Origin of the sequence: Pseudarthrobacter sp. fls2-241-R2A-127, from assembly GCF_030209355.1 — a bacterium.
Lineage (GTDB): Bacteria > Actinomycetota > Actinomycetes > Actinomycetales > Micrococcaceae > Arthrobacter.
Genome location: NZ_JARVSF010000004.1, coordinates 1 through 15,040, shown reverse-complemented (window position 1 = coordinate 15,040; position 15,040 = coordinate 1). Strand labels below are relative to the sequence as shown.

General features: G+C 64.9%; 13 protein-coding genes. 3 read left to right on the top strand and 10 right to left on the bottom strand.

Features of this window, described 5'->3' with window-relative positions; translation table 11 throughout:
* Window positions 1-22: 22 nt before the first annotated feature.
* Window positions 23-1,327 (bottom strand): CpaE/TadZ family protein, encoded by a 1,305-nt coding sequence (locus tag QRN53_RS01905; protein WP_285242338.1) that lies wholly within the window; start codon window positions 1,325-1,327, stop codon window positions 23-25.
* The gene (locus tag QRN53_RS01900; RefSeq protein WP_285242337.1) at window positions 1,324-1,965 is read right to left on the bottom strand and encodes a hypothetical protein; all 642 of its coding nucleotides are present in this window, start codon (window positions 1,963-1,965) and stop codon (window positions 1,324-1,326) included. The genes QRN53_RS01905 and QRN53_RS01900 overlap by 4 nt, the downstream gene beginning before the upstream one ends.
* 152 nt (window positions 1,966-2,117) lie before the next feature.
* On the opposite strand from QRN53_RS01900, the gene QRN53_RS01895 reads away from it, so the two are divergent.
* The gene (locus tag QRN53_RS01895) at window positions 2,118-2,333 is read left to right on the top strand and encodes a helix-turn-helix domain-containing protein (protein WP_285242336.1); all 216 of its coding nucleotides are present in this window, start codon (window positions 2,118-2,120) and stop codon (window positions 2,331-2,333) included.
* Window positions 2,334-2,374: 41 nt separating this feature from the next.
* Here the strand turns inward: QRN53_RS01895 and QRN53_RS01890 are convergent, their stop codons facing one another.
* Complete coding sequence (locus QRN53_RS01890) at window positions 2,375-2,944, bottom strand: hypothetical protein (protein WP_285242335.1); 570 nt, start codon at window positions 2,942-2,944, stop codon at window positions 2,375-2,377.
* Window positions 2,945-3,084: 140 nt separating this feature from the next.
* Here QRN53_RS01890 and QRN53_RS01885 point away from each other — a divergent pair, with 140 nt between their 5' ends.
* Together QRN53_RS01885 and QRN53_RS01880 are read left to right on the top strand one after the other, a co-directional pair.
* On the top strand, window positions 3,085-3,933 hold the full coding sequence (locus QRN53_RS01885; RefSeq protein ID WP_285242334.1) for a LysM peptidoglycan-binding domain-containing protein: 849 nt from the start codon (window positions 3,085-3,087) through the stop codon (window positions 3,931-3,933).
* A 54-nt stretch (window positions 3,934-3,987) separates the two neighbouring features.
* A complete protein-coding gene (locus tag QRN53_RS01880; protein ID WP_285242333.1) occupies window positions 3,988-4,485 on the top strand; it encodes an Rv3235 family protein in 498 nt (165 codons plus the stop codon).
* A 99-nt stretch (window positions 4,486-4,584) separates the two neighbouring features.
* Here the strand turns inward: QRN53_RS01880 and secA are convergent, their stop codons facing one another.
* The 7 genes from secA to mtrA form a co-directional block, all read right to left on the bottom strand.
* Window positions 4,585-7,323: a preprotein translocase subunit SecA gene (gene secA / locus QRN53_RS01875; protein WP_285242332.1), complete on the bottom strand. Its 2,739-nt coding sequence runs from the start codon at window positions 7,321-7,323 to the stop codon at window positions 4,585-4,587.
* A 42-nt stretch (window positions 7,324-7,365) separates the two neighbouring features.
* Complete coding sequence (locus QRN53_RS01870) at window positions 7,366-8,631, bottom strand: winged helix-turn-helix domain-containing protein (RefSeq protein WP_285242331.1); 1,266 nt, start codon at window positions 8,629-8,631, stop codon at window positions 7,366-7,368.
* A gap of 31 nt (window positions 8,632-8,662) precedes the next feature.
* Window positions 8,663-9,388, bottom strand: a complete 726-nt coding sequence (hpf, locus tag QRN53_RS01865; RefSeq protein ID WP_285242330.1) for a ribosome hibernation-promoting factor, HPF/YfiA family — start codon at window positions 9,386-9,388, stop codon at window positions 8,663-8,665.
* A 178-nt stretch (window positions 9,389-9,566) separates the two neighbouring features.
* Entirely contained in the window at window positions 9,567-10,484 is a 918-nt protein-coding gene (locus QRN53_RS01860) for a ComF family protein (RefSeq protein ID WP_285242329.1), read from the bottom strand.
* Window positions 10,485-10,570: 86 nt separating this feature from the next.
* Window positions 10,571-12,283 (bottom strand): LpqB family beta-propeller domain-containing protein, encoded by a 1,713-nt coding sequence (locus QRN53_RS01855; RefSeq protein WP_285242328.1) that lies wholly within the window; start codon window positions 12,281-12,283, stop codon window positions 10,571-10,573.
* The gene (gene mtrB, locus QRN53_RS01850; RefSeq protein WP_285242445.1) at window positions 12,280-14,052 is read right to left on the bottom strand and encodes an MtrAB system histidine kinase MtrB; all 1,773 of its coding nucleotides are present in this window, start codon (window positions 14,050-14,052) and stop codon (window positions 12,280-12,282) included. Before mtrB ends, QRN53_RS01855 begins: the two co-directional genes overlap by 4 nt.
* Before the next feature lie 142 nt (window positions 14,053-14,194).
* Window positions 14,195-14,869: an MtrAB system response regulator MtrA gene (gene mtrA / locus QRN53_RS01845; RefSeq protein WP_285242327.1), complete on the bottom strand. Its 675-nt coding sequence runs from the start codon at window positions 14,867-14,869 to the stop codon at window positions 14,195-14,197.
* Window positions 14,870-15,040: the final 171 nt, after the last annotated feature.

Sequence of the window (15,040 nt, the reverse complement as noted above, 5' to 3'; positions counted from 1 at the left end):
CTTTGCAGCTCTTATGGCGAGCCTAGTCCTTTGCCTTGCGCCATGGTGTGGAAGAAAACACAGAGGATTTCGATTTTCGCTGGACGGGTGCACAAACCATTTCCCGGATGGCCCTGCGGAGTGTCGACTCCGGCGCAGCTTCGTGCAGCAGTGATCCCGCCAGGAGCGCGGCATCCGCCGCCGCGGAGTCGTACGGGAGGAAGGCGGTGAGACTAAGTGCCGGGCCGTACCTCTCCCACGCATCCTGCAACTGGCGCTCGGGGCTTCTGCCAACGGCGGAGGCACGCACCTTGTTCATGACCACTGTGGGCGCGGCCTGTGGAACCGCTGTTTCCAGTTCGGCGAGCGCCCGCACCAGCCTGGGTACACCCACCGGGTCCGCCGCCCCGACCGCATAGACGGTGTCAGCCACCTCCAGGGGGCAAAGCGTCGCCGCATTCCGCCGCGGCGCCATCGTGTCGAAGCTGAGCTCTTCATCAGCCTCCAGGCAGAAGCCGGTGTCGACCACCACCACCTCCGCCATGTGCCTGGCCCGCTCAAGGACCAGGGCCAGTGCGGTCGCACGGATTTCGGTCCACCGGTCGGCGCGGGTTATCCCCGTCAACACCTTGAAGGTTCCTGACGCGGTGGCAACGGTTGAGGCCACTTTCCGGAGCGCATCAGTGTCCAACGTCCCCTGGTCGGCGAGCCTGCACGCCTGGGCCAATCCGGCCGACTCATCCAGCAATCCCAGGACCGCCGCGACGCTTGCACCGTAGGTGTCGGCGTCGACAAGGAGGACATCCCGGCCATCAGCCGCCATTTCTCCGGCGATGTTCGCAGCAATTGTGGTTCTTCCCGGCGAACCCGCCGGACCCCATACGGCGATGATCTTTCCGCTCCCGGCATCCTCAGAACCAAGCTTGGGTTCGACCGGATCGGCGGCGAGCGCGGCTCCCGTATCAGCTTCGGCGCTGAGCGTCAGGGGACGATCCATGCCGGTCAGGCGCGCGACTGCGTCCGCTATCCTGTCCGACAGCTCCGCGGACTGAACTCCTGTCAGCGCCGAGGCCACACCGATCTTACGGAGCCTCGCGGCCTCATCGGCGTTGTCAGTCAGGGCAATGACAGCCACACCCACAGCGCCGAGGCGGTCAACCAGGGAGGCCGTCAGCCCCTCTGAACCTTCGGCCACGACGGCGGCCCTGGCGAGGCCGCTCTGGCAGGCAGCCAGCAGTTCGGGAAGTTCCGAGCATCGTCGGACCACAGTGACGGGGCCGTGCAGCCGTTCAAGGCCGCCCACCACATCCTCCCGGCTTTGGCCCACGGTGACCACGGGGATGCTCATCGGGCGCCACCGGGGTTCCACACGACGGATATCTTCGCTTCATTGGCCTGCGCGGCCAGCAACGCCGGCATCTGCTTGTCCTCCACCAAGACCATCAGCACCGTCGTCTTCGATGATCCAAGGGCCGTGGACCCCGTTGCCACCTCGGTGATCTCGGCGCCGGGCAGGAGAAGTTTCGGCTCACTGAAGCCGTTCTTGGCATCCGGCTGTGCCACCCATACATCCACCCGGGCGCCGGCAATGGCCTGTGACGGCAATGTCTGATCGATGGTGAGCGCTACGGGCTTCCTGTCCAAGCGGTCCACTTCGCCAAGGCTTGCCCGCGGAACGAGTTGATCCTTCGCGATCCGCTGCATGGCCACGACGTCCTGCGGCAACCCCTCCTCCACGGTGATGTAATGCTGCTCGGTATCTCCCAGCCGGACCCTCGCGCGCACCACGTTCTCAGGCGTGAGGCGTTCGCCCACCGCAATACCGTCACGGGCGGCGTAGACCTCGGTTGTCCGGTCCGCGCTGCCTACAAGGAAGACGACTCCGGCAATGGATACCAGGACCAGGAGTACTCCAACCAACAGCCGGGGGTCTTTCCACGATGGACGCTTGAGCCGCGCAGCACGGACGCTTGAATCAGGAACCATACCGTTCTCCCCCTTGTATCCCGGACCCTCCCCACGGTGGCCGGACTCCTCATTGTTACCGCAAGGCCGGTGGAACAAAAGTCATTTGGCTAAAACCCCCCAATATGTGGATAACGGCCACAAACCGTGCCACTTGATGGCAAAATGAGTACATGCCAAGGTTTCTCACGCTCGCAGACGTCGCTGAGCAGCTGCAGATCAATTCGCCCGCCGCGTATGCCTTGGTGCGCAGCGGCGAGCTGAAGGCCATCCAGGTGGGTGGCCGGGGCCAGTGGCGGGTCGAAGAAAAGATGCTGGAGCAGTACATCGAGGAACGCTACGCCGAGGCCAGCCGCATGATCCAGGAGTCCCGCGCCAAGTCGATGTGACAGTGTCCGCACACGTCCCAGGGCCCACAGTCGCGCCGCGGCTATAGTCCGCCCACTTTGCGTGACCTGATCATCGCCAGCCCGGCGAAGGGTATGGCAGAAACCTGGCTTACCCCTTGGCTTCTGCGGACCTCGCCGGGCATGACCACCGCCAGGTCGATGTAATCCCTTCCCACACGGTCGATCACCCCGGCCAGGTGGACCGACCCTTCCACGCCCCCGATCGTCACCGCCAGTTCCGTCCTGTCCCGCGCAAGGCCGCGGAGGGAATGGGCGAGCCCAATCGATCGGCGGACCGAGGAACTTTCTGCTTGCGCATGCCGGCCCAGCCCTACGTAACGTGCTACGGCCGCATAAGGAACAAGCACCTGATACGGGTCTTCGTCCAGTACCAGCGCATCAGCCCCGGCATGGGTGAGCTCACCGCGCGCGGATTCCCCGCAGAGAAGGTGGACGCCAATCCGGTACCCCAGGGAGGCCCGAAGCCTGTCCTCCAGCGACAGGCTTACCAGCTCGGCGCGGGTCCGCTCATTGATTTCGGCGTCCAGCGCCAGCCGGTCAGCTTCCGCAAGTTGGCTTTCGATGTCGTTGAAGAGTGCATCCCAGCGCATTCCGCCAGCGTAAGTTGCCATTCTCCCCCGGTCAACGCAACAAGGATTTTCTCTCCAACGTATGGACAAACAGTTGTTGATCGGTCCAAACTAAGGCAGACAACATCAAACAACATCAAATGACATCAAAAGGATTGATCATGAATCGTACGGGGGAAGCTCGATGGTCAGACGCCGGGGCGGCGTTTGGCTTGCTGATGCTCGGCATCGTGCTCTGTTTCCTGGGCTGCGGACTCCTCGCCCAGGCACAGGCTTCCGCCGCGCATAACCAGGACATCTCCGTGGAAGTCCTGGTGGCGGCCGCCGCAGCGGCCGCCGGCGCAGGGATTCTGCTGTGGTGGGTTGTCGCAATCCTGTGCGCCGGTTCAGGCGTCCTGCTGGAGCGCCTGGGCGGACGCCGGGCCGCGGCATCCGTGCGCCGGTTCTCTCCCGCATTCATGCAACGCGCCATGGTTGCAGCCCTTTCGGTCCAACTCCTGACCGGGGTGGCAGCACAAGCCACCGGAACCGATCCGGGACCCGCGTGGGCCCCCACACCCAGTCATTCGTCACCGGCCCCCTTCAGCTCCGCGCCCGCGGTGAGCACTCCTGAGCCTGGCGGAGAAGCCGCGAAGGCACAGCCAATAGCGGAACCACCCGGGAGCCAGGAAAGCCGCCCAGCGGCGGGACAACCCCGGACCCAACCGCCCATCGCCACGCTGGCACCCGGCTGGCGTCCTGCTCCCCAAGTGGTGGAACCCGGCCTGCTCGCAGCACCCGGGAACAGGTCCGCAGGTGGTCAGGTGACCGGGACTGAGGCTGCGACCGTGACCGTGCTGGCCGGGGACACACTGTGGGACATCGTGGCCGCCCATCTGGGCCCCGGAGCTTCGGATGTCGACATAGCTCTCGAATGGCCGCGCTGGTACTCAGCGAACCGGGGGCAAATCGGCGGCAACCCTGATGTCCTGCTGCCGGGCCAAATCCTCCAGCCACCAAAGGCATCGTGACTGCGCCCTGACTATCGGGCAGTCGAATCAGCCAACAACTCTAAGGGGAACCCAATGATCGCCGTGACACCAATACACGCCAAGCAGGACCGGGGCGCCGGGTCCAGGAACCAGAGCGGAGGAGCAGGGACCGCCGTCAACGGCGCCACGTCCGCGGAGCGTTCCCGGAGCGCCAATCCCGCACCGCTGCGGCCTCTCGATGAGGCCGCGGAAGTCAGGGCCATCACCCGCGGGACGGTCCAGGCCTCCATGGAGGTGCTGGCCGGAATCCGGCCCGTCCATCAGCTCGCACGGCGGCTTGAGCCACGGTGCCTGTCAGCCCTTCAACACCGGGCAGCACTGATCAGGCGCGAACTTACCCGGAGCGGCAATCCGGCGCTGGCCCGACTTCACCGGAATTCAGTGGTCCGCTCGGTACGCGTCTGTGAGGTGGCCGATGGAATTTACGAGGCCAGCGCCGTCGTGGTGGATGACGTGCGCGCCCGCGCCGTCGCTGTCCGACTGGAACGCAGCAAACAGATCTGGCGCGTGGTCGAACTTGTCATCGGGTGAAACAGGGAAAACTGCGGCACCCGGATATGCCGACAGGGCAGGGAACCAATGGTCCCTGCCCTGTCGGCCGATGCCTGCGCACCAGGTGTGCGTGGCGGCCTAGCGCTTCTTCTTCTTTGCGGACCGCTTGGATGCGTCCTGGGCTGCAGCCTTGGCGGGGTTGCCTGAACGTCCGCCTGAGCGGGTTTCCACCCGGGTTTCCGTTCCACCGCCTTCGCTTGGGGCCGTGTACTGGAGCTGGGCAGGCTTCTCGGGTGCTTCAAGGCCCGCCGCCCGCACTTGCGGGTCTACATGTTCCGTGTGGCCGCCGGAAGCATCCTGGACCACAACATCCTGGGCGGGGGTGACTTCCACCTCAAGGTTGAAGAGGAAGCCCACGCTTTCTTCCCTGATGGCTTCCATCATGGCCTGGAACATGGCGAAGCCTTCACGCTGGTATTCCACCAGTGGATCGCGCTGGGCCATGGCTCGCAGGCCGATGCCCTCCTTGAGGTAGTCCATCTCGTAGAGGTGTTCCTGCCACTTGCGTCCAATGACGGACAGGACCACACGGCGCTCAAGTTCGCGCATGCTTTCGGAGCCAATTGCCTCCTCACGTGCCTGGTACTGCAGGCGTGCATCCGAGAGGATTTCTTCCTTCAGCAGCTCCACGGTAACCCGGGGCTTGCCGCCGGCTTCTTCGATGATGTCTTCCGCCGTGACGCTGACGGGGTACAGCGTCTTAAGGTTGGTCCACAGCTGGTGGAAGTCCCAGTCATCGCCGTTGCCCTCCGCCGTAGCGGCATTAATCAGGGCCACGATGGTGTCCTCTACAAAGAACTGCACCTTCTCGTGCAGGTCATCGCCCTCAAGGATGCGGCGGCGGTCGCTGTAGATGGCTTCGCGCTGGCGGTTCAGGACGTCGTCGTATTTCAGGACGTTCTTGCGCTGTTCGGCATTGCGGCCTTCCACCTGGCCCTGGGCCGAGGCGATGGCCCGCGACACAAGCTTGGATTCCAGCGCGACGTCGTCCGGGACGGAGCTGTTCATCAGGCGTTCAGCGGCACCCGAGTTGAAGAGCCGCATCAGGTCATCCGTCAGGGACAGGTAGAAGCGGGATTCGCCGGGGTCGCCCTGGCGGCCGGACCGGCCGCGAAGCTGGTTATCGATGCGCCGGGATTCGTGTCGTTCGGTGCCCAGGACGTACAGGCCCCCAAGATTGAGGACTTCCTCGTGTTCGTCCTTCACTGACTGCTTGGCTGCCTCAAGCGCAGCAGGCCACGCGGCTTCGTACTCTTCGGAGTTCTCCTCCGGGTCCAGGCCACGCTTGGCGAGCTCGGCCACGGCGGTGAATTCGGCGTTGCCGCCCAGCATGATGTCCGTACCACGGCCGGCCATGTTGGTGGCCACGGTGACGGCACCCTTGCGGCCGGCCTGCGCGACAATGGCGGCCTCACGGGCATGGTTCTTGGCGTTCAGGACCTCGTGCCGGATCCCTTCCTTCGCGAGCAGCTTCGAAAGGTACTCGCTCTTTTCCACGCTGGTGGTGCCCACGAGGACGGGCTGGCCCTTTTCGTGGCGTTCGGCAATATCCCGAACGACGGCGTCGAACTTGACGACCTCGTTCTTGAACACGAGGTCCGGCTGGTCAATCCGCTGCATGTCCCGGTTGGTGGGAATCGCCACGACGCCCAGCTTGTAGGTGCTCATGAATTCGGCCGCTTCGGTTTCGGCGGTACCGGTCATGCCGGACAGCTTGCCGTACATGCGGAAGTAGTTCTGGAGCGTCACGGTCGCCAGGGTCTGGTTCTCCGCCTTGATCTCGACGCCTTCCTTGGCCTCGATCGCCTGGTGCATGCCTTCGTTGTAGCGCCGGCCGGCCAGGATGCGTCCGGTGTGCTCATCGACGATCAGCACTTCGCCGTCCAGGATGACGTAGTCCTTGTCCCGCTTGAAGAGTTCCTTTGCCTTGATGGCGTTGTTAAGGAACCCGATCAGTGGGGTGTTTGCGGATTCGTAGAGGTTCGAGATGCCGAGGTAGTCCTCAACCTTTTCGATGCCGCTCTCCAGGACACCCACCGTGCGCTTCTTTTCATCGACTTCGTAGTCCTTCTCGGGCTGCAGCCGGAGCACTACCTTGGCGAATTCGCTGTACCAGCGGTTGGTGTCACCCTGGGCCGGCCCGGAGATGATCAGCGGCGTACGGGCCTCGTCGATCAGGATGGAGTCGACTTCGTCAACGATGGCGAAGTTGTGGCCGCGCTGGACCAGTTCGTTTCGTTCCCACGCCATGTTGTCGCGCAGGTAGTCGAAGCCGAATTCGTTGTTGGTGCCGTAGGTGATGTCGGCGGCGTACTGCTGGCGGCGCACGGCCGGATCCTGGTTGGCGAGGATGACGCCGCTGGTCAGCCCGAGGAAACGGTAGACGCGGCCCATGAGTTCGGACTGGTATTCGGCGAGGTAGTCATTCACGGTGACCACGTGGACACCCTTGCCGGAGAGCGCGTTCAGGTAGGCGGGAGCGGTCGCCACCAGGGTCTTGCCTTCACCGGTCTTCATTTCTGCGATGTTGCCCAGGTGCAGGGCGGCGCCGCCCATCAGCTGGACATCGAAGTGGCGCATTCCGAGGGTCCGCGAAGAGGCTTCGCGAACGGCGGCGAAGGCTTCCGGAAGCAGGTCGTCGAGCTTCTCGCCGTCCTGGTGGCGTGCGCGGAGGCGGTCGGTCTCTTCCCGCAGCTCCGCATCGGTGAACGTCTTGAACGAGTCTTCGAGGGCGTTGATGGAGTCGGCATAGTTCCGCAGCTGCCGGAGTGTCTTTTTGTCACCCGTGCGGAGAATTTTTTCGATAAGTGATGCCACGTGAAGATGCTCCCAGTCTCATGCCGCCGAATTCTGGCGTGTTCAGTCTACGGGAGACACACCCGGCCGTTGCTCCCTTTTCCCTGAGAGCGGATAGTCCCCCAGCCGTCCAAGCTCCTGTGCCAGCCTTGCGGCGAGGTCGCCCGCCGGGCCGGCTTCCACCTCAGGCAGGCCAAGCCATTGCCCCATGAGCTTCAGCTCCGCAGCCAGTTCGACGGCGGTGTCCGCCGGGGCGTCCGGCTCAGCGAAAGCGGACCTCACCAGCAGCCGGCCCCCGGTCCGGTCCGCCTTCACGTCCACCCGGGCCACAATCCTGTCCCGCAACAGGAAGGGCAGCACGTAATACCCGAAACGCCGTTTAGGCTCCGGGGTGTAGATCTCGATCCGGTAATGGAACCCGAACAGTTCCAGCAGGCGCCGCCGCTCGAATACCAGGGAGTCGAAGGGGCTCAGCAGGGCCCGTCCGGTGGCACGCCGTGGCAGGGCAGCTTCCACGTGCCGGAAGATTTCGCGGTTCCAGCCGTTCACGGTGACGCGTTCCAGCCTGCCTTCCGCCACCAGGTTCTCGACGGCCAGTGCGGTCGCTTTCACGGGTGTCCGGAAGTAGTCGGCGAAACATCGGACGCTTCCGATCCCGTGTGCCATGGCGGCCGCATCGGTCAGCCGTTGGAGTGCGGCGGCGGGATCGGGTTCCGTGATGCTGGCCGCAAGCGGGAGGACCTTGGCTGCCAGGGTGTATTTGCGCTCGAACTGCCCGGTCCTGGAAGCTGCGGACACCGCACCTTCCTCAAAGAGGTGTTCCAGGACCCGTTTCACCGCGTTCCAGTTCCACCCCCAGTTGTCCGTATGCCGTTCCTCGACGTGGCCGATCCTGGCTGTGAGTTCCGAGGCCGTCGTGGGCCGGGACCCGGCGAGAACGGAGAGGATCTTACCGGCGATGTCACTGCGCAGCTCCGGATCCATGCGTGAGGCACCCACCCATGACCGCTTCTGCCACAGCAGGAGGTCCCGGTAGTGCTCGGGCCGGATATAGCTGGCTTCGTGTGCCCAGTACTCCACCATGCGGCGGGGAGCCTGCCCGGACATGCGGTGCAGGATTTCGCGGTCGTAATTGCCAAGGCGCGAAAAGAAGGGCAAGTAGTGGCTGCGGACCAGTACGTTGACGGAATCGATTTGGACGAGCTGGAGACGGGCAAAAGTACGGCCCACCGCCCGTGCTGTCACGGGGCCGGTGGGCCGTCCTTTGTGGAGTCCCTGTGCTGCCAATGCGATGCGCCGTGCCTGGTCAAGGCTCAGCGTTGCTGACATTCAGTCCTCTCAAGAGGTGGTGTCATCCACCCTAGGCGTTGGCGGGTGCGTCGTCGGAGCGGTACGCGAGGATCTTTTCCTCAACGATGGTGTCTCCGGGCTCGCATTCGTGGTCCAGGGTGATGACACCGTAGGTCCAGCCACGGCGGCGGTACACGACGGAGGGCGTGTTGGTGGCTTTGTCCACGAAGAGATAGAAGTCGTGCCCGACCAGTTCCATGTTGTCCACGGCATCATCGAGGGAGAGCGATGCCGCGGGAAAGACCTTGCGCCGGATCAGCACTGGTGAGTTTCCCGCCGGGATGTCGTTGTCGACATCGTAGGGGGACTTGTTGTCGGCGGCCTGCGCGGCCTCATCCCGGTGGTTTGCCTCAAGGTACAGCGGCTCGTGCGCACTGGCGGGTTCAAGCGATGCGGTTGCCTCGCGAACGGCCTTGGGTGTGTGGCGCCCGTGGTGGACCTTCTTGCGGTCCTTGGCCCGGCGGAGCCGCTCAAGCAGTTTGTTGTAGGCGAGGTCAAAGGCAGCGAATTTGTCTGCGGCGCTCGCTTCGGCACGGATTACGGGTCCGCGGCCCAGGACTGTCACCTCTACGGTCAGCTGGTCGCCGGTTTGCCGGGCATTGGTCTCCTTGGAGACTTTCGCGTCGACACGCTGGACCTTGTCACCCAGCGATTCGATTTTTGCGATTTTTTCCCCGGCATACTCGCGGAACCGGTCTGAAACGGTCAGATTTCGTCCGCTGATCATAAACTCCATGGTGCCCTCCAAATGACTTCGGTGACACGACGGCGGCACTTCCCTGGGCCGGGCTGTCTGACAGTCGAGCCCCTCTCCGAGCCGCCATCGAAAGGTACATTCTGTTCTTGGTACCCACCTTCGACGTTAGTTCATAGCCACCTGTTATTCATCCTTTCCCGGTTTATTTTTTTCTAAGTCATGGTTGCTTCGGCGGCCCCGCGCGGGCACCGGCGGCGGGCTCCGGAGCCTCGGGCGGGCGTGTCGCGGCAAGCACGACGGCGCCCCTCACCTTCGCTCCGGCCTGGTGCAGCGCACGGGCCGCTTCGCCGATCGTGGCCCCCGTTGTCAGGACGTCGTCGACGATGATGCAGGACCTCCCGGCGACCAATGGACGGGACCGGCCGCTGACCCGCATGGAACCCCTGACCCGCTGTGAGCGGGCTCCCCTGCCCAGGCCCTTCTGGCCGCCCGGCCGTCCTGGCCACGCCGGCGTCCGGGCCCCCGTCGGCCGGACCTTCCGCAGGACATCGACGACGGCGGCGCCCGGCAGGTGCCCGGCCGCTTCCTTGAGGAGCAGGTGGACAGGACTGAAGCCCCGGTTGACGTAAGCCGCCGTGCTGGTGGGGACAGGGACCAGCACGAACCCGTCGCCGTCAGCTGTTGCCGCCCGGACGGCCGCGGCCAAAGCCCTGGCCAGGCTCTCACCAACCTGGTGCTGGCCGTGCCGCTTGAACGAGAGCAGGCCCTGCGCCAGTTCTTCCCGGTAAACGCCCGCAGCCACTACGGGGAGCAGGACGGTGCCGGCCACATCCATCAGCGCGGGGGCACCGCCCTCAGCACGGAACGGCCGCCGGGTCAGGTGGCGGATGCGGCCGCTGCAGGCTGCGCAAAGGGCCTTGTCCTCCGCGCCGCAGCACACACAGTCCACCGGGACCGCCAAGGCCAGGAGCTCTCCCCCGGCGCCGGCCACCCAGTCGAAGAGCCGGAGAAGGGCGCTCGGTTGTTCCGCCCTGTGCTTTGCAGCCCACGGCAGCGGCGGATGAAGGTCCGGATCCCGCCCGGGCTCCCCGTCAGGGGACCGGACTGGGCCGATGGGTCGCGAGGTGTCGTTCACCGTTCCACTATTGCCGCACGGTTACCGGCCGGGTAAGGCCCGGGCAGCCCCATGTGGATATCCGTAGGGCCGCCGCCCGTCAGGCTTCAGCCCGGAAAAGAGGGGTCGACCGGGCCCTTGATCTGCGGTGACCAGCCGTTGCCCAGGCGCTGGAAGATCCCTTCTCCGGATTGCACATAGATGTCATCGGGACCGTTGCCGGCGCTGATGGACACCACGCCCGGCCAAGGGGCAAGCTGCTGCGGCGCGCCGGAAGTGAGGGACAACAGTTCGGGAGTGACGTTTGAGCCCGCTGCCGCCTTCATCACGGCGACAGTGGTGCTGTTGACCCAGACCCCCTGGTCGGGATCGGTGGCGGTGACCAGGGTGATGGGAGCCGTCAGTTCGCGCGGAGTGCCGTCGCTGCCGCGGATCACGCCCGCCAGCTGCACTTTGGATTTGCCGTTCTGTTCGGAGATCACCAGGGCGCGGACGCCGTCACGCGAGATCCGGAATTCCTTGACCGTGCGGCCTGCGAGCCACGACGGCACCAGGGTCACGGAGGGGACTGGCGCGCCTTCCGCAACTCCGCCGGGGTGGAACGCCACCACCTCGGTTGCCCCGGTGGCGCCGGGGCCTGCCGTCCAAACCCAGTCATAAATGCTGAAGGACGGACGGCTGAGGGTGCTCCTGGTGGTCAGGGCGCGGGCCGGCTGGCCCGGGCTGATGCTGTAGAGGGTAGTGCGCCCTTCGTTGAGGAACGCGGCAGCCTGGGACACCGGTGATTCTGCGGGGAACCGGGGGTTGAGGGCTGAGACAGGCTGCATGTCGGGCAACGGCGAAACCCGGTTGTTTTCGTACCGCACCAGCTCGCCGCCACTGATGGCAATCTGACGGGACGGCACCGTCTTATCCAGCACCGGGGGAAGAACCGAACCGTTGTCCTCCACGCGCACCAGGTCCTGGTTGGCGCGCAGCTCCACATTGACCACATCAGGCTGGGTGCGGAACGTCAGGGTCAACTGCATCTGCATGCGGAGCCGGTCTTCGGCGGACGTTTCCGTCAGCTCCTTTGCCGTCAGATCGACCTGGGCAGCCCCGGACACCACCGGCACCGACTCACGGGCCAGTTTGATCCCGGAAGGAAAGGCACTGACGACGGCGCCGCGCAGGTAGGGAGCGGGCCCGGCGAGCAGGGCGCTGGTCATGGCCTTGACGGTCTTGTTCTTGAGGAACCACCGGACGTCCGGGACCGCGTAGGTAAACGTGGGGTCGTAGAAGTAGATCGGGTAGGCGCCGTAGATCACCTTGAAGGTTTCCTCGGCGATGGCAGTTCCGTCGGGGATCGCCGAGATCCGCCATTCGCCGTCCACCTGCGTCACGGTCACGGGGATCCGTTCCACGGTTCCCGGCGGTGACTGGGTTGCGATGCCGTCAGCGTCCACGGTGTAAGAAACATCGAGCTCGTAGTTGTAAACGTTTTCGGTGCCTGTCGGCACCACCCGCGCCTCCCGGTACACCAGTGCCCGCTTGTCGGGTTTCCAGGACACCGCCGACGCCTGGGTCAGGTACTGGCGGGCGACGGCGTAATCGTCTTCATAACCGCTGCCGGCCCGGTAGAAGTAGTCGATGATGGTCTCCGGCGACGCGCCGGGTTGCGGGGCTGCGGGAAGGAACACCGGTGCGCTGACGTTGCCGGCGCTGCCTTCGCTGCTCTTCCCCACCGGGCCGGACGTCGGGATCCGGGCGCACCCGGACAGGACGATCAGCAACGCCAGGAGTGCCGCGGGGTACTTTGCGTGCAGTCCGCGCCGCGTCATGGCAACTCCTCGGGAGCCCGGGCCGGAGCGGGCCTGGTGGCGTCTGTCTGCAGCACCAGCATGTTTTTATTGTCCTGTTCTGCGGGGATGTTCCCTGGTGCTCCCGGGATGGTGACGTCCTTGGGCTCAAGCTGTACCGGCGACTCGGTGATGCCGCCATCCTGGCGCAACGGCAGGGTCAGGCGGAAGTTTGCGCCGCTGCCCTTGCGGCCCCAGGCCTGCAGCCAGCCGTGGTGCAGTTTGGTGTCCTCCATGGCAATGGACAGGCCCAGTCCGCTGCCTCCCGTGGTCCGGGCACGGGCCGGATCCGCCCGCCAAAACCTGTCGAAGACGCGGGCCGCCTCGGCCGGATCCATCCCGATGCCGTGGTCACGCACGGAAACCCCAACAGCCGTCTCGTTGGCCGCGACCGTCACCGTCACCGGCCTGCCTTCGCCGTGCTCCACGGCGTTCAGGATCAGGTTCCGCAAGATCCTGTCGGTCCGGCGGGCATCCATTTCCACCACCAGGGCGCCCTCGGGGGCCGCAAGGACGATGTCCGAGCCGTACTCGGCGGCCACCGGGGCCGCGCCTTCGATGACATGCGCAATCACCTGGAGCAGGTCCTCGGGCTCAGCATCGAGCACCGCCACGCCCGCATCGAAGCGGCTGATCTCCAGCAGGTCGGAGAGGAGGGACTGGAAACGCTCCACCTGGTTGTAGAGCAGTTCCGCGGAGCGCTTGTTGATGGGGTCGAAGTCGTCGCGCGCGTCATACAGCACTTCGGCCGCCATGCGAACGGTGGTCAGGGGTGTCCGCAACTCGTGCGAGACGTCGGAGACGAAGCGCTGCTGCATCTGGGAGAGGGTGGCCAGCTGGGTGATTTGTTCCTGCAGGCTGGCTGCCATGTGGTTGAAGGAGGCGCCCAGGCGTGCCACCTCGTCCTCGCCCCTGACCACCATGCGTTCCTGCAGTTGCCCGGCGGCCAGCTTCTCCGACACCATGGCGGCGTGGCTGACCGGGCTCACCACGTTGCGGGTGACGTACCAGGCGACGGCGCCGATCAGGAGCACCAGGACTGCGCCGCCTGCCCACAGCACGCTTTGGATCTCATTGAGCGTCTGCTGTGCCGTGTTCAGGTCGTAAATCAGGTAAAGCTCATAGACGGTGCCGTTAAAGGTCACCTTGTTTCCGACGGCGATTCCCGGCCGGTCCTCGGTGCCCACCGGAATCACGGTGGACGCCCAGAACTGTTCCTTGCCCGAGTCCTGGACTGCCTTGCGCAGGTCGGGCGGGATGACGCTGACGGTCAGTTGGTCGGAGGCGCGGGACTCCACCCAGCGGTTCCGGGGTTTTGTCTGGTTGGGCATCGCCTCGAAGACGTAACGCCGCTGGATGACAGATCCCCTGCCTTCCACTGCGCTGAGTGTGTCCGAAACCAGGGTGATGACGCTGGACTGGTCGGTGACCTGCGCGCCGTCGAAGGTGTCCTGCACCTGCTTGACGTTGTAGCGGGTTTCCGACTCCGCCTGGGTCAGCCGCTCCTGGAAGAGGTTGTTGGCAATCTGGTTGGACAGGTAGGCGCCAACCACCGCAAAGGAGGTCACGGCAAGCATCAAGGTGGTCAAGACCGTCCGGAACTGCAACGAGCGGCGCCAGCGTTTTTGCAGGGCCCGGCCGAGGTACCGGAGGCCAGGAAGGAACCGCACCACACCGGTCCGCACCAGCCTCAGCACCCGCAGGGAGACGATCAGGGCACGGCGCTGCCAGATCCTTGCGCGGAACACCACGTGCGGCAAACCCGGAGGCGGGGATTCGGCAAGCCCGGGCCCGCCCTCGCCGGGGTTGCCGGTCCGTCCGTCGGCGGGCTCCGGCGGCGCCTGCCCGGAGGCTGCGATGCTCCGCTCAGGTCCCCCGTCCTGCGCGGCGGGGTCAGACCCCTGCTTTGTAGCCGACACCACGCACCGTCAATACGACTTCCGGGGCTTCCGGGTCCTGCTCGATCTTGGACCGCAGCCGCTGGACATGGACGTTGACCAGCCTGGTATCGGCGGCGTGCCGGTAGCCCCAGACTTGCTCCAGCAGCAGTTCCCGCGTGAACACCTGCCAGGGTTTGCGGGCCAGAGCCACCAGGAGGTCGAATTCCAGCGGCGTCAGCGAGATCCGGTCACTGCCCCTGCTGACGGTGTGGCCCGCGACGTCGATGGTGATGTCCGCGATCCGGAGGGTCTCGGGCGCCTTCTGGTCCCCTGGGCGGAGCCTGGCGCGCACCCGGGCCACCAATTCGGCCGGTTTAAAGGGCTTCGGCACATAGTCGTCAGCGCCGGACTCAAGCCCGCGGACGACGTCGGAGGTATCCGACTTGGCTGTAAGCATGACAATAGGCACATCCGATTCGGCACGGACCTGGCGGCAAACTTCGATACCGTCCATGCCGGGAAGCATGAGGTCAAGCAGGACCAGGTCCGGCCGGGAAGACCGGAAGATGTCCAGTGCCTGGGCGCCGTCGGCGCAAAAGACGGGCTCGAAGCCGTCATTACGGAGGACAATTCCAATCATCTCGGCCAGCGCTTCGTCATCATCTACAACCAGAATGCGTGCCTTCATAGTTATATATTCCCTTATCAGGATGGCTTTGTCCTGTTCAGCGGCTTCCGGCATGGCGGGGCACTAGATGAGTAAGTCCTATTGCGTAGGACGGGTGAGAAGCCTTTTAAAGTAAAGCGGAGAGTGTTAAACCCGGTATGTGAACCCCGAACTAAACACTCTCCTGACCAC